The organism is Adlercreutzia muris, assembly GCF_008831045.1.
In the GTDB taxonomy this organism is placed as follows: Bacteria; Actinomycetota; Coriobacteriia; order Coriobacteriales; family Eggerthellaceae; genus Adlercreutzia; species Adlercreutzia muris.
Map to the genome: position 1 here is coordinate 1 of NZ_WAJS01000004.1, position 22,186 is coordinate 22,186.

17 protein-coding genes and 2 tRNA genes are annotated in these 22,186 nt (G+C 63.1%); 12 read left to right on the forward strand and 7 right to left on the reverse strand.

The annotated features are described in order from the left end of the window. A partial coding sequence (locus F8D48_RS11550) for a hypothetical protein (protein WP_205717305.1) occupies positions 1–371 on the forward strand: 371 nt, incomplete at its 5' end. 62 nt (positions 372–433) lie between these two features. Then, a complete protein-coding gene (locus F8D48_RS01825) occupies positions 434–931 on the forward strand; it encodes a thioredoxin domain-containing protein (RefSeq protein WP_151429729.1) in 498 nt (165 codons plus the stop codon). A 108-nt stretch (positions 932–1,039) separates the two neighbouring features. Here F8D48_RS01825 and F8D48_RS01830 read toward each other — a convergent pair whose 3' ends face one another. Beyond that, positions 1,040–1,762, reverse strand: a complete 723-nt coding sequence (locus F8D48_RS01830; RefSeq protein WP_170272690.1) for a TraX family protein — start codon at positions 1,760–1,762, stop codon at positions 1,040–1,042. A 52-nt stretch (positions 1,763–1,814) separates the two neighbouring features. Here F8D48_RS01830 and F8D48_RS01835 point away from each other — a divergent pair, with 52 nt between their 5' ends. The 7 genes from F8D48_RS01835 (at position 1,815) to F8D48_RS01865 (ending at position 8,140) form a co-directional block, all read left to right on the forward strand. Further along, complete coding sequence (locus F8D48_RS01835; RefSeq protein ID WP_151429730.1) at positions 1,815–2,540, forward strand: CPBP family glutamic-type intramembrane protease; 726 nt, start codon at positions 1,815–1,817, stop codon at positions 2,538–2,540. 10 nt (positions 2,541–2,550) lie between these two features. Further along, the gene (locus F8D48_RS01840) at positions 2,551–3,165 is read left to right on the forward strand and encodes a J domain-containing protein (RefSeq protein WP_151429731.1); all 615 of its coding nucleotides are present in this window, start codon (positions 2,551–2,553) and stop codon (positions 3,163–3,165) included. Between the two features lie 109 nt (positions 3,166–3,274). After that, positions 3,275–5,086 carry a translational GTPase TypA gene (gene typA / locus F8D48_RS01845; RefSeq protein WP_151429732.1) on the forward strand — a complete coding sequence of 604 codons (1,812 nt, stop codon included), beginning with the start codon at positions 3,275–3,277 and terminating at the stop codon, positions 5,084–5,086. A 247-nt stretch (positions 5,087–5,333) separates the two neighbouring features. Continuing rightward, entirely contained in the window at positions 5,334–6,689 is a 1,356-nt protein-coding gene (locus F8D48_RS01850) for a peptidylprolyl isomerase (protein ID WP_151429733.1), read from the forward strand. 254 nt (positions 6,690–6,943) lie between these two features. After that, positions 6,944–7,035 (forward strand) — tRNA-Ser (locus F8D48_RS01855). Between the two features lie 88 nt (positions 7,036–7,123). Beyond that, positions 7,124–7,216 (forward strand) — tRNA-Ser (locus tag F8D48_RS01860). A gap of 132 nt (positions 7,217–7,348) precedes the next feature. Further along, complete coding sequence (locus tag F8D48_RS01865) at positions 7,349–8,140, forward strand: amidohydrolase family protein (protein WP_151429734.1); 792 nt, start codon at positions 7,349–7,351, stop codon at positions 8,138–8,140. Positions 8,141–8,322: 182 nt separating this feature from the next. Here F8D48_RS01865 and F8D48_RS01870 read toward each other — a convergent pair whose 3' ends face one another. The 3 genes from F8D48_RS01870 to F8D48_RS01875 all read right to left on the reverse strand — a co-directional run bounded on the left by F8D48_RS01870 (position 8,323) and on the right by F8D48_RS01875 (position 11,404). After that, positions 8,323–8,727, reverse strand: a complete 405-nt coding sequence (locus F8D48_RS01870) for an FAD-binding protein (RefSeq protein ID WP_240806180.1) — start codon at positions 8,725–8,727, stop codon at positions 8,323–8,325. Next, complete coding sequence (locus F8D48_RS11880) at positions 8,645–9,700, reverse strand: hypothetical protein (RefSeq protein ID WP_240806182.1); 1,056 nt, start codon at positions 9,698–9,700, stop codon at positions 8,645–8,647. The genes F8D48_RS01870 and F8D48_RS11880 overlap by 83 nt, the downstream gene beginning before the upstream one ends. A gap of 393 nt (positions 9,701–10,093) precedes the next feature. After that, entirely contained in the window at positions 10,094–11,404 is a 1,311-nt protein-coding gene (locus F8D48_RS01875) for a hemolysin family protein (RefSeq protein WP_151429736.1), read from the reverse strand. Positions 11,405–11,796: 392 nt separating this feature from the next. Between F8D48_RS01875 and F8D48_RS01880 the strand changes: the two genes are divergently transcribed. After that, positions 11,797–13,749: an MDR family MFS transporter gene (locus F8D48_RS01880; protein WP_240806172.1), complete on the forward strand. Its 1,953-nt coding sequence runs from the start codon at positions 11,797–11,799 to the stop codon at positions 13,747–13,749. 277 nt (positions 13,750–14,026) lie between these two features. Continuing rightward, complete coding sequence (locus tag F8D48_RS01885; RefSeq protein ID WP_135970146.1) at positions 14,027–14,968, forward strand: serine O-acetyltransferase; 942 nt, start codon at positions 14,027–14,029, stop codon at positions 14,966–14,968. Positions 14,969–15,054: 86 nt separating this feature from the next. On the opposite strand, the gene F8D48_RS01890 is transcribed toward F8D48_RS01885, so the two are convergent. The 3 genes from F8D48_RS01890 to F8D48_RS01900 form a co-directional block, all read right to left on the reverse strand. Then, positions 15,055–16,254 (reverse strand): Fic family protein, encoded by a 1,200-nt coding sequence (locus F8D48_RS01890; protein ID WP_151429738.1) that lies wholly within the window; start codon positions 16,252–16,254, stop codon positions 15,055–15,057. 177 nt (positions 16,255–16,431) lie between these two features. Beyond that, positions 16,432–18,606, reverse strand: a complete 2,175-nt coding sequence (locus F8D48_RS01895) for a YhgE/Pip domain-containing protein (RefSeq protein ID WP_151429739.1) — start codon at positions 18,604–18,606, stop codon at positions 16,432–16,434. After that, on the reverse strand, positions 18,603–21,353 hold the full coding sequence (locus F8D48_RS01900; RefSeq protein WP_170272691.1) for a YhgE/Pip domain-containing protein: 2,751 nt from the start codon (positions 21,351–21,353) through the stop codon (positions 18,603–18,605). The genes F8D48_RS01895 and F8D48_RS01900 overlap by 4 nt, the downstream gene beginning before the upstream one ends. A gap of 203 nt (positions 21,354–21,556) precedes the next feature. Between F8D48_RS01900 and F8D48_RS01905 the strand changes: the two genes are divergently transcribed. After that, positions 21,557–22,147, forward strand: coding sequence for a hypothetical protein (locus tag F8D48_RS01905; protein ID WP_240806173.1), 591 nt, complete (start codon positions 21,557–21,559; stop codon positions 22,145–22,147). Positions 22,148–22,186 lie beyond the last annotated feature (39 nt).

The window sequence follows — 22,186 nt, forward strand, 5'->3', positions numbered from 1 at the left end:
CCGCCCCTGCCGCTGTTCCGGCCGTCGCGCCCCCGGTCTTGGCTGCGCCCACGCCCGCCCCGGCTGTCGCAGAGCCCGCTGGCGAAGTGATCGAGGACGACGCCACGCCGCAGGCAGCCACGCCCTCCGATGAGGCTGGCGAGCAGATCGAAGACGACGCCACCCCCATGGGCGCCTTCGACGAGCCCCATTGTTGGGTGCACTGGGTGATGATGCTCGGCATTCTGCTCACGGCTCTGTATGGCATCGTTGTGGTGCGCCGCCGCCTTGCCCTGATCAGTGATATCGACGATATCGAGCGGCAGATCACGGGCCGCACGGAAGAAACCGAGGAGACGTTTGTTCCCCTCACGGGCCATCAGGCTCTGTAACGTACATCGCGAGGGTGCGGTCGCCCAAGCACCGCACCCCTCTTCTCGGAAAGGAACTTCGCATGAGAAAGAGCAATTGGCTGGTAGCCACCCTCGCGGTTGTCGCGTCGGCTGCCCTGCTGTGGGCCTGGTTTGCCCTCGGCTTCAACCACGTGGATGATCCGTTGGATCTGATCGTCGCCATTCTGTGGTGGGTCGTCGTGGCCGCTGTGGTGGGCGCTATCCTGTGGGCCGAGAGCAAGCGCCGCCAGAAGATGCGCCTGGCCTTCGTGGGCGAGGGCATTATCTACAACCCGGAATCCGGCATGGTGATGGCCGATCGGGGCGAGACCGAGCTGGCCGCCCTGGAGCGCACCCTGGCCGGTATGACCTTCCCGGACGAGGTGGCACCCCTTGATAACCGCACGCGGCCGGCGTTTCGGTGGGTCGTTCGTTCGGAAAAGTTCAAGGACAACGGCAACGTGTGGGAGGGCGAAGTGATTCCCGCCCATGATCCCCAGGCCCCGGCCGTGCGCTTTCATGGTCGCGAGGAGCTGGCGGCCCTCATCGCCGCCGCCTAACTGGCTCGCACAACATACCCCTTAAGGGCGGTGCTTCGGCGCCGCCCTCTTTACGTTGAGAGGAAGACGCTCGCACGGGCTTAGCCGAAACCCGAGAGGCGCCGCAGCCTAGACGAATTGGGCGACGATCCAGAGCACCAGGAGGTGAGCCGGGTAGTAGGCGTAGAAGAACCACTTGAGGGACGGGCCGCGCTGGCCGTTGTAGGTAGTCATGAGGAAGGTGGCCAGGGCGAAGCCCAGGGTGTAGTAGCCCAGCGCCCCCCATTGGATAGCCGGGGGAAGCCCCCCGGCCGCACCCAGGCCAGCGCCCCACACACTTATGAGTTGGGGAATTCCGAAGACCGCGCCGAAGGCTGCCATGACCTTCAATACGCCGCGCGGCTGTTCTCGTACGCGGTGGAAGAAAACGATCATGAGCGGCCCTGCAATGGCCCAGTCGCATAGCCAGCTGGCGGCTACGCCGGCCACGATCACGAGCCCATAGGCCCCCCGGTTGCGCAGATGATCGTGGGCCCACAGCAGGCCAAGGCCGATGAGCAGGGTGAACAGCACGTTCAGCGACGGGCCCCACAGCAGAAACCACGGCACTTCGGCGGCGACAGCGAACAGCGCCAGCCGGGCGGCGTAGCGTCGGATGCTCGATGTATGGCGGTACCCCTCGCACAGCAAGAACGCCATGATGGGGAAAGTGAGGCCTCCCAACGTAAAGAGGATCATCGTAGCCGCAGGTGCCATGACGTCGCCGAAGACATTGGCCACGTGATTGCAGCTCATGCCCGCAATGGCGGCCATTTTCAGGGTGAAAGCCGAGGTTCCGCGCGATAGGGCCACGGGACTCCCTTCCAAGAAGTCGGGTATTGCGGCACCATTATAATGAAGCCCTATGAAATGCTTGCGACATAATGGACGGCCCGCTATCGTTCTCGTTCTCGTTCTCTTGGCCGGCGCGTGCGGGGGCTTAGCCTCGGCCGCCGCGCAGGTGCAGCTGGAGTTGGCCGCTGGTTGCAACGGCGCCGCCCTGCCATCCTTTTCTCTGACTGGCCTTGGTGACGCCCTCGTCGTGTCGCTCGAAGCGGCCGTAGGTGAAGAGCTGCTGTTTCGCGGGCCGCTGCTATGGGGTTTGGCTGCGATGATCCCTTGGCTGGCCCGGAAGAACATGCCTTTGGCTCGCGCACTGGTCCGGCGCTGGGGCCCGCACGGGGCCGCCGTGTTCGCGGTCGCGGTCAGCGCTCTGCTCTTCGGCATCGCCCACCTGCTCCCCTCCCCTGAAACTCCGCTTCCTGCCCTCTCACCAGCTGTCGCGGTCCAGGCGATGCTCAAGGTGGTAGAGGGAACGGCCTTCGGCTCCCTCATGGGCTCCCTGGTCGTGAACAGCCGCTGGTTCGCCGCTCGCGACGGGGCCATATTGCGCTCGCTGGGATTTCCCATGCTGCTGCACGCTGCCTTCGATCTGTTGTACTTCGCTCCTACCTTGGGCCTCGGCCTTCCTTTGCCCGACACCTATCTGACGGGGAACGTCCTGGACGAGCTGGGCATGGCGGCGAGCACACTGCTGTTGATTCTTGCGGTATTCGTGGCCGCGCGGTCGAAGAAAGCCCGTTCGTGCTAGGATGGCCCGCATGAACAGAAACGAAGCCCTCAACATACTCGGCCTGGAGGACGATGCCTCGGCCGATGACATCAAGGTTGCCTACCGCGAAACGGTGCAGATCCTGCATCCCGATAAGTTCGCCGGCAACGAGAAGCTCCAGAGTCGCGCCACCGAGCAGTTCAAGCGGCTCCAGGAAGCCTATGAGCTGTTGACCTCGTCGCATGGTGGCCGGCGCGGCCGCGGCTCCTCCGCAAGTAGCAGCGCTCCCCGCTCGTCCGGCGCCGCTCGTTCGTGGACCGAGACCGAGGGCGACGTGGAAGTGGAGTACCTCACCGAGGCTGAGATTCGGGCGCGCCTGTCCGGCATCGCCGCGGCCCGGGCCCAGCTGGTGGCCCAGCGCGACACGGTGACCGACGAGCGCCGCAACGGCCTGGCCATGGCAGGTATCGGCGCCGTGGCCGCCTTCTTCACCATTCGCCGGCCCTTCGGCATCTTCGGGTTCATCGCCGCCATGGCGGTGCCCGCGGCTATTTGGGGGGTTGTGCAGGCTATCAGCGCCCAGCGCAACCTGAACACCCTGAACGAGCACCTTGCGAAGCTAACCGAGGAACGTAAGGAATACGAGGCTCTGCTGGACGAGTGACCGCCCTCACGGCGGGTGGCTTCCCTGCACCGTCTGCGCCGATCATCATTGATACGCGCTGCAAAGCGCTATAATTTCTAGGCCCCAAACCGAATAAGAAAGAAGATTCATGAAGCAAGAGAACATCCGCAACGTTGCCATCATCGCCCATGTTGACCACGGCAAGACCACCCTGGTGGACCGCCTGCTGTGGGCGTCGCACGTGTTCCGCGACAATCAGCAGGTGGAAGAGCGCGTGCTGGACTCCAACGACCAGGAGCGCGAGCGCGGCATTACCATCCTTTCCAAGAACATCTCCATCAACTACAAGGGCGTGAAGATCAACGTCATCGACACGCCGGGCCATGCCGATTTCGGCGGCGAGGTGGAGCGCGTGCTCAACATGGCCGACGGCGCCCTGCTCATCGTGGATGCCTACGAGGGTCCCAAGCCCCAGACCCGCTTCGTGCTGTCCCATGCCCTGGAGCGCGGGTTGCGCATCGTAGTGGTGGTAAATAAGATCGACCGCCCCAACGCCGATCCGGAGGGCGCGGTGGACAAGGTGTTCGACCTCATGGTGGAGCTGGGTGCCACCGACGAGCAGCTGGACTTCCCCGTGGTGTACGCCTCGGCCGTGAACGGTTACGCGCGCCTGGCCCCCGATGACGACAACATGGACATGGTGCCGCTGCTGGATACCATCGTGAGCGAGATTCCCGCCCCCGAGGTGGACGTCGATGGCCCGGTGGCCCTGCAGGTGTGCACGGTGGATCATTCCAGCTACGAGGGCCGCATCGGCGTCGGCCGCCTGGTGAGCGGCACGCTGCACGAGAAGGAGCAGGTGCTCGTGGTGAAGGCCGACGGCACCGAGCGCCGCGCCCAGATCCGCAAGGTGTACACCTTCGAGAACCTCGGCAAGGCGGAAGTGACCGCTGCCGACGCCGGCGACATCGTGGCTGTCATCGGTATCGAGGATGCCGATATCGGCGACATCATCACCTGTCCGGAGAACCCTGTGGCCATGGACCCCATCGCCGTGGAAGAGCCTACTATGGCCGTTGTCTTCGAGGCTTCCTCTAGCCCGCTTGTGGGCCGCGAGGGAGAGATCGTGGGCGGCCGCCAGCTGAAAGAGCGCCTCATGCGCGAGAAGGAGAGCAACATCTCCATGCGCATCAACGAGCTGGAGGACAAGACCGGTATCGAGGTGGCCGGCCGCGGCGTGCTGCACCTGTCGGTGCTCATGGAGACCATGCGCCGCGAGGGCTTCGAGTTTCAGGTGGGGCGCCCCCGCGTGGTGTACAAGACCGCCGAGGACGGCAGCAAGCTGGAGCCCATCGAGGAAGCCACGGTGGACGTGCCCAACGAGTACGCGGGCAAGGCCATCGAGGTCATGGGCACCGCCGGCGGCATCATGGAGGACATGTCCTCTGACGAGACCATGACGCACCTCACCTTCCGCATTCCCTCTCGCGGCACCATGGGCCTGAAGACCCGCATTCTGAACGCCACCCGCGGCGAGGCCATGCTGTTCCACCACTTCAAGGAGTACGGCCCCTATTCCGGCGAGATGGCCGGCCGCAAGAACGGCGGCATGATCGCCATGTCCACGGGCAAGGCCGTGGCCTACGCCCTGGACACCCTGCAGGAGCGCGGGCGTTTGTTCGTGAGCCCGGGCGATGAGTGCTACGAGGGCATGATCGTGGGCGAGTCCGCCAAGGAAGGCGACATGGTGGTGAACGTCGAGAAGACGAAGTCGCTCGGCAACCAGCGTTCCAGCTCGGCCGACAAGGCCATTCAGCTGACGCCCCCTATCACCTTCACGTTGGAAGAGGCCCTGGAGTACATTGAGGACGACGAGCTGGTGGAAGTGACGCCGCAGTCCATCCGCCTGCGCAAGCGCCTGCTTTCCGCCACCGATCGCAAGAAGGCCGCGAAGAAGTAGCATCCCTGCTTCGTATCTCGCCCTGCTGCGCTTCCTTATCCAAACCCCGCGTCAATTCATCAGTGTTGACGTGGGGTTTGTCCTTTTCGTAATTGACGAACCGTGAATCAAAAGTGGGCAAATTGTGCGGCGGTTGTTACCGTGCGCATCCCCATGGGAAAATGCCTTGTGAAATCATCTGGGACTGTCTCAAAACGCACCCGCGAAACGAATCCGACGGCCCAGTCACCTATGAGGGAAGGTATGTATGAAGAAGCTGACCTTTGCGAAATCGCTTGCCACCATGGGCCTTGCGGCTGCGTGCATCGTGGGCGTTGTGGGCTGCGCTGAGAATTCCTCCAGCGATGCGCCCGTGTACACCGGTGGTGTGGCCGCAACCGTCAACGGCGTGGAAATCCAGGAGGATATGGTCACCCAGGCCATCCAAGACATTCGCGCCCAGATGAGCCTGACCGATGAGCAGGCGTGGGGCGAATGGCTGGCCGAGAACGACTACACGCCGGAGACCGTCCGCGAGGAGATCATCAACGGATACGTCGATCAGGAACTTGTGAAGCAGGGGAGCGAAGCCCTGGGCGTGACCGCGAATCCCGATGACGTGAACGAGTACGTTGATGCCATGAAGGGCCACTACGATTCCGATGAGGCTTGGGGCGAGGCCCTGTCTGCTGTGGGGCTGACCGAGGACGAGTACCGCGAGAACATCGAGCTGTCGCTCGTGTCCCAGCAGTTGAAGACCAAGGTGGCCGAAGAGGCCGCCGAGGCCACCGATGAGGACGCCCTGGCCCTGGCCAACGAGCAGAATTACCTGTCTTCCTTTGACGGCGCGAAGAAGTCGTCTCATATTTTGTTCGATTCCAGCGATGAGGCTACGGCCCAGCAGGTGCTCGAGAAGATCAACGCCGGCGAGCTGGACTTCGCCACGGCGGCTGAGTCCTACTCCAAGGATACCGCCTCTGCGGCCGACGGCGGCAATGTGGGTTGGAACAACCTGAGCAACTTCGTGACCGAGTACAGCGACACTCTGGCCACGCTGAACGTGGGTGATGTGAGCGGTCTGGTGCCGAGCACCTATGGCATCCACATCATCACCTGCACCGAGCAGTTCGATGCCCCTGAGAAGCTGGATAGCCTCGACCAGCTGCCGACGGAGTTCCAGGATGCCCTGCGCAACGCCGTGAAGACTTCCAACGAGTCTCAGGCCTACTACACCTGGCTCGAGGGTCAGCGCGAGTCAGCCGACATCGTCATCAACGAGATGCCTGAGGGCCTGCCCTACTACGTCGATATGGCGAACTTCCCGAAGGACGGTGCCGATGACGCGGCCGCGACCGCCGTTGACGGCGAGGGCAATCCCGTGACCATCGAGCCCGAGGTCGTGGATGGCGAAGGCGCTGCCGAGGGAGATCAGCCGGCCGAGGGCGATCAGCCTGCGGAAGGCACTGAAGGCGGCAACGCCGGTGATCAGCCGACTGTCGGCGCCGAGGGCGATCAGACCGCCGAGGGCGAGGCCGCTGAGGACAATCAGCCCGCTGAGGCTGATGGTAACGGCACCAGTCAGCCGGCCGAGGGCGACCAGCCCGAGGAGGGCGCCGCAGAGTAGCGAGCCTCTCTGAACCGAGCGGCGATCCTCGCGATTGCAAGCAAGAAAAGCGCCTGCCGGTTTTACCCGCAGGCGCTTTTCCCATGGGTCCGCCGGAATTGTCGGGCCAGTCGGCGCTGCGAGGCTTTGGGTATATTTGACGATGTGGTGAACAGCGGCCCCTCTTGGCCAGACTTCCGCAAAAACTTCTTGCTTGGGACCGTTCCCTGCGCTATACTCCTTAGACGCTTCGCCTTTGCGGGGCATGGCTATGTGGAGAGGTGTCCGAGCTGGCCGAAGGAGCACGATTGGAAATCGTGTATGCGCCAAAAGCGTATCCGGGGTTCAAATCCCCGCCTCTCCGCCAGAGTTAATTCGCGAGCCGTTAAGGCTCGCTTCTATATACGTCCCTATGCGACGTTTGCTATGGCACCGATTCGGTGCATCGCCCCTGCGGAGGGGTGGCAGAGTGGTTGAATGCGGCGGTCTCGAAAACCGTTTCACCGGTAACCCCGGTGACGAGGGTTCGAATCCCTCCTCCTCCGCCAGTTTATTCTCAGGCAAAGAACGAGTCTGCCGTTCGCTGATTTTGGCAACAGAATGAGCAGGTTGGTCATTTTTCCGCAGCTCCCCCTTCCTTACAATAGGGAAAATAAGGCTCGCGTCGAAGGATGGCTTCCATGTCGGTTGTTGATGCCCATTCCCATATCTACCCTGCGAAGATCGCCTCAAAGGCCTCGGCTGCCGTGGGCGACTTCTATCGCGTGACCATGGCCGCGCCCGATGCCTCGGCTGAGGCTTTGCTCGCAGCCTGCGAGGGTACGCCTATCACCCATCATGTCGTGCACTCGGTGGCCACGTCTCCCGGTCAGGTGGAGACTATCAACACGTTCATCGCCGATCAGTGCTTCATGCACCCCGAGTTCATCGGCTTTGCCACTATGCACCAGGACTATGTGGACGTAGAAGGGGAGATCGACCGCGCTATTCAATTGGGCTTGAAGGGCGTGAAGATTCATCCCGATACTCAGATGGTGAACATGGACGATCCGCGTCTCATGCGGCTGTACGAGGTGATCGAGGGTCGGCTGCCCATCGTCATCCACACGGGAGATTACCGCTACGACTACTCGCACCCGCGCCGGTTGCAGCGTATTCTGCGCACCTTTCCACGCCTGAAGGTGGATGCGGCCCATTTTGGCGGCTGGTCCATCTTCGATTATGCCTTGGAGTACCTGGAAAACGAGAACTGCTTCGTGGATACCTCCAGCGCCCTGGAGTTCCTCGGGCCCCGTCGCACGGTGGAACTGGTGCGTGCCTATGGGCCCGACCGCGTCATGTTCGGCAGCGATTTCCCCATGTGGAGCCCCGCCACTGAGTATCGCATGCTGGCGGCCATGCCCTTCACCCCCGAGGAGTTCGAGGCCATCACCTGGAAGAGCGCCATGCGTTTTATCGGGGAGGAGTCTTAGAATTCCGATGGCCCTCGAGGGGAGCTACCCCGGCGGTTTACGCTTTTCGATAGTGGAGCCAGTCAGCGGAAAAGGGAGAACCCCGGCACTTTGCCCAGGCCGGGGTTCTTTACTGTTTGGGCCAGAGGGATCGATTGGCGCGCGGGACCCTCAGAATTTCCCGCGCGCCAAAATGACGCCGTTTAGGCCTGCTCGGCGAGATATTTGCCCGTCAGATACCCGTAGGTGAGGGCCGCGGCGTGGCTGGCTCCCGACAACGTGAAGGGGTAGTCCTCTACGAAGCGTCCGCCTTGCACGTTGCCAACGGCAAACAGGCCGGGAATGGGCTCCATGTCGTCGTTGAGCACGCGAGCATTGTCGTCGGTTACGAGACCGCCCATGGTAACGAGCAGTCGCATGCAGCTCACATCTTCCACCGACGTGTGCTTGAGCATATCGTAGGTGATCGCGTAGAAGGGAGGATCGACCACGGGGAACATCTTCTCTGCTGCCTTGCCGAAGTCCTCATCGACTCCTTTTCCGCACAGCTCGTTGTAGCGCGCGACCGCTGCGGTTAAATTCTGGGTGGCATCGGCGCTGAGCTCCAGCTGGGAAGCAAGCTCTGTAGGGGGCGCTTCGTCCGACGATATAGAGATTGAACACATCGCGTTCGCGAGCAGTCAGGCCCATGCTGTCGCTGAATGATTCAAGGGGACGACCCGAGAGCGAGGTGAGCTTCGCGCCGCCGTTTGCGGACAACAGCAGCGACATGGTTCGATCCTCCAGAATCCAAATGGATGCCACGACGAGCAGAAGGGCCATGAAGAGCATGGCGACCCTGCTTGCGATGTGGGGTCCGAAAAAAGCGGAAGCCAGCAGGGGGAGGGATCCTAAAGTCCCCACACACCAGGCAGTGGCTAAGATTCTCACACGAGTACCAGGATACAGCCGCCCCAGGAGCAATCCCATGTAGAGGGCGCCGCATTCCAAAAGAGAGTATGCGATGCCGGCCAACACGTAGGCAAGGTAGGTGAGAGTCGATGAGAACAGCACTAAGATAAGAGCGACCAGCGAAAGGGTCGCAACCACTTTCGTCCATACCGACAGATTGAAGTCTCGCCCGTGGTTAAAGAGCCAGAGCACAAGTGCGAGCGATATGGCGGTAATGATGACGGGGAACATCTCGCCTTCTGCCTGCTGCAGGAAGACCGAGTACTGCAAGGATCCCACCACCAGTCCGATAACAAAGAAGCTGCAGAGGATTTTCGCCAGCGAAGACGGCTCGAGGGTAAAAGACCGCTCGGCCTCCGATGCGGAAGGCGCGGGGCGCTGGAAGAGGCAAAGTGCCACCGCAGAGACTGCCACGCTCATGCCGGCGAGGGCTTGGCACCATGACGCAGACAGAAGCGAGGGGAGAATCGCCGCCGCCGATGCGAGCACCTCGACCTCTATCATCAGCTCGGCAATGCCGATATCGCGCTGGGCACAGACTGCCGCCAGCCAGCAGAAGAGAAGAACGGTTCCCCCGGCAGACATGAGGATGAGTCCGAAGATGGAGAGGGGCTCTCCCGTGCCTTGCATGGCCAGGCCCATTAGGCAGCATGAGGCGCTTGCTATGGCGAAGGGAACACTCGCGAGTGCGCGTCCCCCTCGGTTGCCCGCGATGATCAAAGCGCAAGAAACGAGGGAGGCGACGGCTACGTCTACAATGGTCGCCGGCACGCTGCCTTGTCCCAGGGGAAGATACCAGGAAATCTCGCAGGGCGCCTCAAATGACTGGGCCGCCAGAAGGGCGGAGATACCCGCCACAGCTATCAGGAGATTCCTGCCGAGCCACCGCCCATGATTGCGCTGCAACGGTATGCCCCTTCCTGTTGTGGCCCTCGATCATACGGGGCCATTATACACGGGGCCGTCGCTCGGTCGAAGGGCGGCCCGAAGACCGCCCGGATACGAAGCTCTCGGGGCCGCCCGCTACTCCTCGTCGGGGCGGTCGATGGCCATGCAGATGCGGTCGATGCGCAGACGGTCCATGGACAGCACGGTGAAGGTCACCTTGGCGCCGCGATGCTCCAGCACCGCCACGTCGCCCTCGGCGGGAATGCGGTCGAACAGCTTCAGCAGCAGACCGCCGGCCGTTTCCACCTCGTCGGCTTCCTCGGGCTCGAAGCCGAGCAGCTCCACCAGGTCGTTGATGGCCAGGGTGCCGTTGATCTGATAGGTGCCGTCGGGCAGCTCCTCCACGTCGTCGTCGGTGTCATGGACGTACTCGTCGTCGATGCGGCCCACGATCTGCTCCATGATGTCGCTCATGGTGACGATGCCGGCCGTGCCGCCGTGCTCGTCTACCACCACGCAGATCTTCGTGCAGCGCTCCTGCATGGTTTCCAGCAGCTTCGCGATGGGAATGCTCTCGGGCACGGCGGGCAGCTCGCGAACGTTCCACTCGCTCATGGGTGTGTCCAGCGCCGTGTCCACGAGGTCCTTGGTGTGCACGAAGCCCACGATGTGGTCCTTCGAGCCGTGGCACACGGGGTAGCGGGAGTACTTGTACTGGCGGATGAGATCAAGGTTCTCCTCCAGCGTGTCCTCGGTGTCCAGGCAGATGACGTCGGTGCGGGGGGTCATGATGCCCTCGGCGTCCTTGTCACCCAAATCGAAGATGTTGTCCACGAACTCGTTCTGCTCGGGGTCGATAAGGCCGTTTTCCGTGGACTCGTCGATGAGCAGCTTGATCTCGTCGCCGGTGTACACCTCGTGCTCGTCGGCCGGATCATGGCCGAAAAGCTTCATCACGGCGTTGGTCACGCCGTTGAAGATGACCATGATGGGGTAGGTGATGCGGTAGAACACGCGCAGGGGCCCGGCGGTATGCAGGGCGTACTTCTCGGTGGAGAAGATGGCGAAAGACTTCGGGATGAGCTCGCCCACCACCACGTGCAGGGCTGTCACGATGAAGAAGCCCACGGCCACGCAGATGGGATGGATGGCGGCTTCGGGCAGGCCCAGGGCCAGCAGCGGGCCTTCCAGCACGGCGGACACGGCCGGTTCGCCGAGCCAGCCGATAGCCAGAGAGGCCAGGGTAATGCCCAGCTGGCAGGCGGACAGGTAGGCGTTGATGTGGGTCGTCACATCGCGGGCCGCCTCGGCCCCGCGGCGCTTTTCGGCCACGGCCATATCGATCTGGCTGCGGCGCACGCGCACCAGCGCGAACTCGGCCACAACGAAAAACGCGTTCATCAGCAGGAACAGGACAACGAGCAACAAGCAAAGTGCGGTATACATACCGTCATGCACCCTTTCGGTGGATTTCAGGCCGCTTCCCCTTTGGAAGAGCCCCTATCCGTCGACTAAATTACGGGACATATCCTAGGCGATTTCCCGCCGCATCCGCCGAACTGACACCGCTTTACCGTGAACTTTCATAGTGCTGTTGCTTTTCTCCCGCCCGGTCGCGGCCCTTCCGTCCTCTGGCGCTTCGGTTCGGCTTTTAAGTCAGAGCTCCCAAAGGACTGCGGGCAAGTTGCCAGCCCTGCAACCGTTCGGCGCGGTTCGCGGCGGCGCGGGGCCTTGCAGTGGTACAGTAGGTCGGCCCCCAGAACGCATATGGCGAAGCGCACGCAAGAGACGAGTAGCAGACGAGGTAGAAGATGAAATTGTCCCGCAAGGAATGGCTGATGTTGGCGGTGTTGGTGTTCGGCGCCTTCGTTACCGTGTTGAACCAGACGCTGGTTACGCCGGCGCTGCCGTCCATCATGGCGGAAATGGCCGTCGATCAATCCACGGCCCAGTGGCTCACCACGGGATTCACCCTGGTGAACGCCATCATGATTCCCATCACGGCATTTTTGCAGGATCGCTTTTCCACGCGCAAGCTGTTCGTGTTCTCCATGGCCACCTTTGCCGTCGGCACGCTTATGGCGGGCGTCGGCCCGAACTTCCCGGTGCTTTTGGGCGGCCGGCTCGTGCAGGCCATGGGCGCCGGCATCCTCATGCCCGTGACCATGACCGTGCTCATGCTGGTGTTTCCCGTGGATCGCCGCGGGTCGGCCATGGGTATCTTCGGCCTTGTGATCGCTTTCGCGCCGGCTATCGGCCCCACGGTGGCGGGCTTCGTCATCGATCAGGCCGACTGGCATATCCTGTTCTACATCATCTTTGCGCTGTCGCTCGTCATCATTGCGGCATCGCTGTTCCTCGTGGACAACAAGGCCCCGGCGAACAAGGGCGATTCGGTGCTCGACCCGCTGTCGCTGGTTCTATCCACCCTGGGCTTCGGGCTCATGCTCTACGGTTTCTCGGCCTTGGGCTCGGTGGGACTGACCCTGGTGCCCGTGGCCACCACCGCGGCCGGCATCGTCGGGGTGGTGTGGTTCTTCATCCGCCAGACGCGGCTGCCCCACCCCATGCTGCGGGTTGATGTGCTGAAGAACCGCCGCTTCCTTATCGGCACCATCATCGGCATGCTCGTGCAGGGGGCCCTGCTGGCGGCCGGCATCCTCATGCCCATCTACGTGCAGTCGCTCCACGGGCTGTCGGCTACGGTGTCGGGCCTCGTGCTCATGCCCGGCGCCATCCTCATGGGGGTTATGAACCCCATCGCCGGCAAGTGGTTCGACCGCCACGGCCCGCGTCGCATGGCCATTGTGGGCATGAGCTTGTTGACGCTCACCACCTTCGCCTTCGCCATTCTGAACCTCACGTCGAGCATTATCTACCTCACGATTGTGTACACCGTGCGCATGTTCTCCATGGCGCTCGTGAATATGCCCATTACCACCTGGGGCATGAATGCCCTGGACAACAAGGTGATGAACCATGGTACCTCGGTGAACAACACCCTGCGCCAAGTGGCGGGCTCCCTCGGCACGGCCATCATCATCGCCGTATCCACCCAGGTGCAGAATTTCGCCACGCCGGACTTCGGCACGGCCCAGGGCACCATGTTCGGCATCAACGCGGCGTTCCTCGTGTGCACGCTGCTGTGCTTGGTGGGCCTGGTCATGACCATTATGTTCGTGAAGGACAAACCCGGCGAGGAGGCGGCCGTGGATGAGGGCGGCACGCGCAAGTCGCTGCTCACCTCCATCATGAAGACCGACGTGTACTCGCTCTCCCAGGAGGCTACCGTGGAAGAGGCCATGCGCCTGTTCGTGGAGAAGAACATCTCGGCGGCCCCCATCGTAGACGCTTCGGGGGAGCCGGTGGGCTTCATTTCCGACGGCGACATTCTGAAGCGCCTGAGCCCGCGCCGTAGCTCGTTTACCGATCCTATTGTGCTCATCAACCGCACGGTTCCCGACGAAGAGGGCTACGACGAGAAGCTGGCGAAGGTGATGCAGATGCGCGCCAGCGAGATCGGTGCTGCGAGCCCCATATGTGTGAGTGTACACGCGAACCTGACCGACGTGTGCCGCGTGCTGGCCGAGAATCACCTGAAGAAGGTGCCGGTTCTGGAAGAGGGCCACATCGTGGGCATCATCAACCGCAGCGACATCACCCAGTACTCCATGGCCGCCTATCTGGCCGGCAACCCCGACCGCGCCGTGTACTGCGGCGATGGGCCGAGCGGCCAAAACGAGTGCGTGGAAGAGAAGCAGTGCGATTGCGGTTGCGAGGAGGGGAAGTAGGTCTCGTGGAAATGCAAGCAGCCCCGGCGAGCGAAGGCAACGGGGCTGCTTGGCTTGGGAAGCCGCATGGCCGGCTTCCGTGCGAGGCAAAGACGCCAGGTGCGCGGGCTGCGATTCGGCGTCGAACGAGCATCTAGTATCTTCGCCTTCGATAGTAGCCCTTTCGCCCCCGGCCGCTGTGTTCAGCGGCGAACCGTCGCCTTTCTGCTATCCTATCGAAAACCGCGGACGGCCGCCTGGGAAGGCGGCCCGTGCCGCCGATCTGCGAGGAGGCCCTATGTTCGGAGACAATCTGGAGCGCATCGTCGCCGCTATCGAGAAGAACTACGAGGCGGACGAGATCTTCTTCACGAAGCCGGGACGGCGCTTCCCCAGCCGCACGGCTATCAAGGGACTTATCACCGAGCTGCGTCGCGTGCTGTTTCCCGGCTACTTCGGCCCCGAGATGCTCTCGCCCTCCACGAGTCCCAGCTACTTCATCGGCCAGACCCTCATCGACATCGAGAGCGTGCTGCGCCAGCAGCTGATTCTGGCGCTCACCTACACCTCCGACGAGCGCGACGACCTCATTGGCAGCGGCAACCACCTATGCGGCGGCTGCACCTCCGACACCATCTGCCAGCAGACGGCCGACATCTGTACGAAGTTCTTCGACGCTCTGCCCGAGGTGCAGCGCACGCTGCTCACCGACGTGCAGGCGCTCTACGACGGCGACCCAGCGGCGGGTTCCAAGGAGGAGGTCATCTTCACCTACCCGGGCCTGTATGCCATCTACGTGTACCGCATCGCGCACGTGCTCTATGAGCTGGGCGTGCCCATCATCCCCCGCGTGATGACCGAGATCGCCCATTCGTCCACCGGCATCGACATCGGTGCCGGCGCGACCATCGGCGACTACTTCTTCATCGACCACGGCACGGGCGTGGTCATCGGCGAGACCTGCGTCATCGGCGAGCATGTGAAGCTGTACCAGGGTGTTACCCTGGGGGCCCTTTCCACCCGCGGCGGCCAGCGCCTGGCCGGCGTGAAGCGCCACCCCACCATCGAGGACAACGTGACCATCTACTCCAACGCCAGCGTGCTCGGCGGCGAGACCGTCATCGGCGAGGGATCGGTCATTGCCGGCTCCACCTTCGTCACCTTCTCGGTGCCCCCCAATTCCCGCGTGTCGGTGAAGTCCCAGGAGATCTCCGTTCGCCAACCGGGCGAGCGCGACTAGGGACGCGAGCTCGCGCTCTGGTCGATGCCGATCCTTTCCGCCGCCACGCGGGCCGCCGTTGGGTTCGACTTTCTTTCGGGGAAAGATTAAACTCCTGCCGCGAGCCGGCGTATGCCGGCCATGCTCGATATCTCGTCGAGGACGGCGATCAGCTCAGAGGCTTGATAGAAATCCCCTCGCTGCGCATTTCCAAGGGGCTTCAGTATGCCGTATTCGCAAGCTCTGCTGATGATGGAAGTCGCCGCCCTACGGGTTACCCCGAGCCCGCTTGCCACGTAGTTGGAATTGACGACGGGCTGCTCAACGAGCAGCGCAGGCAGTTCGAAAATACGAGATCCCGAGCGCTCTCTCATGCGGGTCGCCCAGTCTTCTACGAGATCTGCGATGGCGCGCGATGTTTTTTGCCCGACAACCAAGGCCAAGTCAATCGCGCCGCAAACTTGCTCGATGATGGGTGTTGGGTCGCCTTGCTGGTAGCTCGAAAGGGCGCTCATGTAGTCGTCGATGTCATGCAGCAAGCCTGCCGATATGGGCACCGTTGCATGGAGAAGGACGCCGTCGCTGCGCAGCATGCGGTGGAGAAGCGTTCGCCCTGTTCTCCCATTCCCATCGATGAAGGGATGTATGGTCTCAAATTGGGCATGGGTAAGGGCGGCCTTGGCGAGAGGGTCTATATCCTCCGTTTCCGCGAAGATGCAAAGATCTCCCAGACACGCATCGATGCGACCGGGCACAGGTGGGACAAAGAGCGCTCCGTGCGGGCTGTAGGGGGTGCCACCGATCCATACCTGTTCATTGCGCAACTCTCCTGCAAAATCGAGGGAGGCTTTCTTGAGGAGTTGGCGGTGAATTTGCCGAATGCCGTCGATCGTGAGGTCGTCCTCGAGATGAAGCGCGCATCGCATGGCATCGATGTTTCCCGCAATCACGAGAGCGTTTGACGGCGCGGTGGACGAGAGCTCGGCCAAGGCTATATTACGCGCGCTGGAGGTGAGGTTTTCAATCTGGGAGCTTGCGGCCGATTCGCTGCGTAACAGGAGGCTGGGGAGGTTGAAGGCCAGGGAGCTCTGATGCTCGTCGAATCGGGCAAGACGCGTTCGGGCATCAGCGAGGCGTTCAGCGAGTTCGGCTGAGATATCAGGTCGCGCATGGCGGATTTCGGCTGGTATGGCGGCCCGGTAGGTGGGAGTGATCTTCCTGCGGCGGGATTTCGGGATGAGGTAGGCATCCTCATCGCGCAGATGCCATGAAACTTCCTCGGTGGTTATGGCTGGCCAATCGCTCATGAGGATCCCCTTTCGGTTAATTTCGCTTCCGCACTATACAGTTAGCGGAAGCGAAATGCAATTCGCTTCCGCTAACTAAAATTAGAGGAAGTGGATCTTGCCCTCGGGCGGAAGGATCGGCGACGCCGAGATGGCTGCCCTGATAGCCCTCGCTCGCTGCGGCTAGGACTGCGCGATCTACAGGAACTTCGTCTCGGCCAGCTTGGCGAGCACCCAGTTGTTCAGGCGCACAACAGGGCGGCGCAAGGCGAGGCCCAGGATGAGGCTCGGCACGAGGAAGGCGGCCAGCAGGCCCATCTGCACGAGGTACTGGTTGCCGTAGATGCCGGCCATGGCTCCTTCCAGCGCGGGCATAGAATGGGCGAAGGGCAGCCAGGGGTAGATGGCATCGAACAGCGGCGCCGACAGCATCTGCACGGGCATGAGGCCGCCGGAGCCGGCCAGCTGCAGCACCAGCCCGATGATGGCGATGGCCTTGCCGATGTTGCCGAAGCTGACGGTAAGGGTGTACACGAGGCTCGTGAACACCACGGAAGCCAGGCAGCAGGCGGCCAGGTACAGCACCAGATGCTCGCATTCCACGCCGAGGAAGAACACGTTGCCGAGCCCCACGACAAGGGCCTGGGCCAGGCCGATCAGTCCGAATACGCCGTAGCGGCCGAGGTACAGCTCGGCCGGCCGGGGCGCGCGGCCGAGCTTCCTCGCGAGCGCTTGCTGGCGCGTAGGAGACACGTTCACGCTCATGAGCGCCACCATGAAGATGGCGCCGATCCACAGGCAGAGCGATGTATAAAAGGGGCTCATGGCGCTGCCGTTGTCGGCCATGGGGTACACGGTGTGCTGCTCCAGCTTCGTCGGAGCGGCGATGAATTGGGCGATAGCGGCCGGGTTGTTGCCGATGATGCGCCGTACCTCGTCGATGTCGCCGGCGCTCAGCGCCTGGTGCAGATCGTCGCGGGCCTGGGTCAGCTGGCTGGCGGCGGCGCGCAGCGTGTCGGCCGTTTTGCGCAGGGATTCCTCGGCCGCATGCAGGCTCGAGCCGAGGGAGTCGGTGGAGTCGCCGAGACCCGCGGCGGTGCTTTGCAGGGAGGCCGCCAGCGTCGAGGTGTCGTCACCCACCTTCTGCAGACTGGCTGAAAGGCTCTCGAGCTCGCCCTTCAGCTGATCGTTGTAGGTGGCTCTTGAGGCATCGAGCGTTTCTTTCCCCCTCCCGATGGCATCGGTCACCTTTTGGCGCGCCTCATCGAGTGAGGCGGTGTCCTTGCCGATCGCCGCCTCGGCGGCTTGCAGGCTTCCCTCCAAGGTTCCAAGCTGCGCGATGACCCGATCGAGGGCGGCTAGGGCCGGGCTGCTCGGGTCGGCTGCGGCCAGCGTATCGCGCATCGACTGGTAGGCCTGCTGCAGCGACTGCACATCGCTTGCGGTGGCAGCGAGCACCTCGCGGGCGGCCACAGGGTCGCTTTCCATAGTGGCGAAGGCGGTATCGGCCGCTTGGGACACGGCGCTGTAACTCGCATCGGCAGCGTCGAGCGCCTTCTGCGCTGCATCTGCTGCACTGGCCAGGCCCATCTGGGCGTCTGCCAGGCCGTCGCGTGCCTCGCTCACCAAAGGCGCCGTCTCGTCCGGTGCGTCGGCGGCCTCCTTCAAGATGGAGCCGGTGGCCGTCACGAGCGAGTCGGTGGAGCCTACCAGATCGGCATAGGCCCCGGCCTGATCGGCCGCCGCCTCCACTTCGCCGATGGCCTCATCGAGCCGATTCCCAAGACTCTGCCCGTAGGCGAGGATGCCCTCGCCGCTCATGAACGACGTGAGACTGCTCGTAGTGTCCAGCGCCACCGACGCTACTGTTTCCGTGAAGGTCTCGTCGATCGTCTCCTGAAGGGTATTCGCGCCCGTGGAGGTTACGCGCTGGGCAATGGCGTTCTCCTTCTCGTTGTCGTAGTAGACGATCTTGGGCTCGGCGATGTCGTCGGAGAACACCGTCATGAGATCGGCCGAGAACTCCTTCGGAATGACAAGGGCCGCGTAGTACTCGCCCGATCGCACCCCCGCCACGGCCTCGTCGGCGCTGACGAACTGCCAGTCGAACTTGTCGTTGGCTCGCAGCTTCGCGATGATCTGGTCGCCGGCGTTAATGCGCGATGGCAGCAGGTCGGATGCGTAGCCCTCGTCCTGAGAGGCCACCGCCACCTCGATATTGCCCGTGTTGTCGTAGGGGTTCCAGAAGCCCAGGGTCGTGAACCAGGCGTACATGGGCGGCACGAGGGCCAGACCCATTACCACAATGGCGGCGATGACGTTCTTGAATAGGTTCCGTACGTCACCGGAGAAGATTTCCCAGATCATTCTCATGCGGAATCACCACCCGAAGGCTTTTCGGGGCGGGAGGTCTCCGGGCATTCCGATTCGCTCAGACAGCTCTCGCTCATCGAAGCGGCCCACGGGGCTGTTTCGACGCTCTCGGAGCTCGCTCGGCCAGAACATCCGGAGCCCTCCCGGAACTTTTTCTCTGCTGCGATTCCCGTCGCCTGCGAGGCCCTTTCCTGCAGGTCGGCTGCACTCAGGTTCGCCAGGGCCAGCTGGCGGGTAAGGTTGGCGTCCAGGTAGCTGATGATAATGAGGTAGGCGTCCACGGCAATGATGCCCGCCACCATGGCCATGAGCATCAGCACCCGCGTGTTCACGTCGGCGTGCACCAGCACCATAATGGCGAAGGTGATGGCCGGCTGCGCTATGAGGGCCGCCCACCCGATGCGTCGTAGCAGGGGATAGCGCCGCCGGAAGCGCTCGGCCCGCGCGACAAGCGTGTGGCGGAACGTGTCGGTGTCCAACAGGGCGCGGATAAGGGTGCGCGTGCGGAAATGCCCGCGGGTCTCTCCGGCGGCCTTTGCCGTGGGAGTGACCGGCTCGGCCAGCAGCAGGTCGGTGGCGCCGAGCTTCTCGTCTAACATGAGGTTCAGGTTGAAATCGGAGCGGCCCACCACCAAACCGATGAAGAAGCCGAGCGGCACGAACAGGAGCCCCAGCCAGAGCATGTCGTACAAGTAGTCCATCCCGTAGAAGCCGCCGATGGCCTCGCGCATGGCATCGATAGAGTAGGTGAAGGGCAGCATCGGGTGGATGAAGCGGAAGAAGTCGGGCATCATCTCAATGGGGAACATGCCCGAGGATCCGGGAATCTGCACGATAAGCAGGATGACGGCCACGGCCTTGCCGATGTGACGGAAGGCGTAGGACAGGGCGAACATGAGGTTCACGTCCACGAACACGGTGAGCAGGCCCGCCCCGATGAAGGCCGCCGGGCTCTCGCATTGGATGCCCAGCACGAGGTCGCCAGCGCAGCACACAAACCCCATGGCCAGGCCGCACACCACATAGAACAGCCAGCGCCCGAAGTAGGCCTGCACGGCGGTGAACTCCGGCAGTCCCTCCGGATCCACCCGCAGCTTCACCATGGCCATGAGAATGAAGCCGGCCACCCACAGCGCCAGGTTTGTGAAGAAGGGCGCCACGCCGCTGCCATAGTTTCTCACGGGGTACACAAGCTGTGTGTCCAGGGCCACGGGCGCCGCCATGAAGCTGCCGATCTCGGCGGGATCGGCTTTCAGATATTCTGCTAGGCTCTTCACGGCCGCGGAGTTCTGCAGGGAGCTAAGGTCGGTGAGCGAGCGGGCGAGGTTGTCCTCCATGGTGGCCAGGGAATCGGAGGTGGTCGCTAGCGAGGCTTGGGAGGATTCCAGCGTGTCGCCCAGCTCCGCGAGCAGCGAGCGCGCCTGGTCAAGGGACGGGGACAGGCCGCGCAGAGCCCCTTCCAGGGTGCCGCAGGCCTCTACCAGCGCATCGAGGCTGCTCGTCAGGTCGGGCAGCACGCTGCTCTGGAATGTGCCCGCCGCGCCGCGGACGGCATCGGCCCCCTTGCCAGCGACCTTGTCGAGCGCATCGGCTTCGCCTTCCAGCGCCGCGGCCGTGGAGGCCAGGTCGTCATTGGCAGTGCGCAGGGCGCCTGCGGTGGCGGTCAGGCGCTTGTTGGCGGAGCGCGCCTCGGCGAGCGCCTGGGTTACGGCGGGGTCGGCGCCGGCCGCACCGGCTTGCGTCGCCAGATCGTCCACGAGCGTCTGGTTGTCGGCAAGCAGCTCCTCGGCTGCGGCGAGTGCCGTCCGCGTGGCCGCCTCGGCGGCTGCCACGTCTCCTCTTATGGCGCCGAGCGCGCGCTGCGTTCGGGTGGCGGCGGCTGAAAGCTGCAGCGCGCCGTCGGTGGCTTCCTGGGAAAGTGCGGTTCCGTAGGTGTTCGCGGTGCTCCGCACGCTGGCCAGCAGCTTCTCCGATTGGCCGACAGCCTCCAACAGACGGGGCACCTCATCCTGCAGGCTGGCGAGCGTGTCGTCGGCGTGACGGGCCGCTTCGCGGGTGTCGCCCACGGTGCCGACGAGCTCGCCTAAGGTGGAGCGCGTTTCAGCAATGGTGTCGTGCGCGCTCCTGATGCCGCTGGTCAAGCTGCTCTCAGCGGCATCGCCCCTGTCCTCAGCGTGGGCGCCGACCTCCTGGGTGGCATCCACCACCTTCTCTGCCACAGTCTTCACGAAGCTCTCGTTGATAGATCGCTCTATAGCCGTAGCCGCCGCGTCGGTCACCTTCGGCGCGATGGACGACGGCTTCTCGTCCACGTAGTACTCCAGCGTGGGCTGGGTGAAATCTCCGGTGAGCACGCTGGCGAAGTCTTCGCTGAAATCTTCGGGAATCACAAGCGCGGCCCAGTATTTTCCCTCGTAGACGCCGTTGATGGCACTTTCGCGATCGGTGAGCTCCCAGCCCATATCATGGTTGTCGTGCAGCTGATCCACCACGCTGCGCCCCACGTCCAGCCGTCCCGCCTCGGGGCTGTCGCAGCCCGCATCCTCGTTGGCCACGGCCACCTTCATGGCGGCGGTGTTGCTGTAGGGGTCCCAATTCGCCACCACCACGTACCAGGCGTAGGCCGACGGCATCGCGATCATGCCCAGCACGATGACCAGCGCCACAGGGTTGCGCATAACGCGCTTCACGTCCCGCGCGAAGATGGCGAGGATCACGGAGAGATATGCGATCGCACGTTTGATCATGGGTGGCAAGACTTCCCAACCTACTAATACATTGCTGAAAATTATCTTCGCCCTCATCGATTGGTTGGGGCGCACCACCCGTTTGTCAACGCCTTGTGGCCGACCAGTCAAGGAAGCTGCGGTACACTGCGGGCATGCATCAAGGAGCGCCGGTGTCGGCAACGTCGCCGCGCCGCATTCCCAACTGAGAAAGGAGGCCCGCCGTGGCCGACCGTACTATTGAAAACGACAGCACCGATGTCCCCGAGATTCCCGAGGAGCTCGAGCGGGTGCTCGTGTTCGCCCTGGACGAGGGCAAGGAGAAGCTGCAAGGCGGCGAGGACCTCGTTCCCTTCACCGCGCTTATCGTGAAGGACAACCTGTTCTTGGAAACCCATCCCGGCGAGAACGCCGAGGAGTGCTTCGCGGCTGCTGAGGCTAACGTGCGCGGTGCCCGCGGCGCCGGCGGCTACGCCTTCTGCTACGACGGCTACATCGAGACCGACGACGGTGTGAAGGATGCCATCATCGCCGAGGGCGGCCAGCCTGGCGCCGAGGACGGCTATGCGGTGGCCTATCTGTATACGGTCGACGACGATGGCAACTTCACCTTCGAGGCCGAGCCGGCCTACATCGGCGAGGCTCCGAATTTCATGGAGGCCCTGAAGGAGCCCCTCTCCTACGCCGCCGACGAGATCGACGAGAAGTACGCCGCCGCTGGGGACGATGGGGAAGATGCCGGCGACGAGTGCTGCGGCGCCCACGACCATGCGTCCGGCGAATCCTGCGGCTGCGGGTGTGCCGCCGAGGAATAAGCTTGCGGCTGCAGCTGCGATTCGCATAAGGAAGGCCCC

Coding starts and splice junctions, on each gene's coding strand:
- F8D48_RS01825 (WP_151429729.1), top strand. CDS start 434: ATGAGAAAGAGCAATTGGCTGGTAGCCACCCTCGCGGTTGTCGCGTCG.
- F8D48_RS01835 (WP_151429730.1), top strand. CDS start 1,815: ATGAAATGCTTGCGACATAATGGACGGCCCGCTATCGTTCTCGTTCTC.
- F8D48_RS01840 (WP_151429731.1), top strand. CDS start 2,551: ATGAACAGAAACGAAGCCCTCAACATACTCGGCCTGGAGGACGATGCC.
- typA (WP_151429732.1), top strand. CDS start 3,275: ATGAAGCAAGAGAACATCCGCAACGTTGCCATCATCGCCCATGTTGAC.
- F8D48_RS01850 (WP_151429733.1), top strand. CDS start 5,334: ATGAAGAAGCTGACCTTTGCGAAATCGCTTGCCACCATGGGCCTTGCG.
- F8D48_RS01865 (WP_151429734.1), top strand. CDS start 7,349: ATGTCGGTTGTTGATGCCCATTCCCATATCTACCCTGCGAAGATCGCC.
- F8D48_RS11880 (WP_240806182.1), bottom strand. CDS start 9,700: ATGCAAGGCACGGGAGAGCCCCTCTCCATCTTCGGACTCATCCTCATG.
- F8D48_RS01875 (WP_151429736.1), bottom strand. CDS start 11,404: ATGTATACCGCACTTTGCTTGTTGCTCGTTGTCCTGTTCCTGCTGATG.
- F8D48_RS01880 (WP_240806172.1), top strand. CDS start 11,797: ATGTTGGCGGTGTTGGTGTTCGGCGCCTTCGTTACCGTGTTGAACCAG.
- F8D48_RS01885 (WP_135970146.1), top strand. CDS start 14,027: ATGTTCGGAGACAATCTGGAGCGCATCGTCGCCGCTATCGAGAAGAAC.
- F8D48_RS01890 (WP_151429738.1), bottom strand. CDS start 16,254: ATGAGCGATTGGCCAGCCATAACCACCGAGGAAGTTTCATGGCATCTG.
- F8D48_RS01895 (WP_151429739.1), bottom strand. CDS start 18,606: ATGAGAATGATCTGGGAAATCTTCTCCGGTGACGTACGGAACCTATTC.
- F8D48_RS01900 (WP_170272691.1), bottom strand. CDS start 21,353: ATGATCAAACGTGCGATCGCATATCTCTCCGTGATCCTCGCCATCTTC.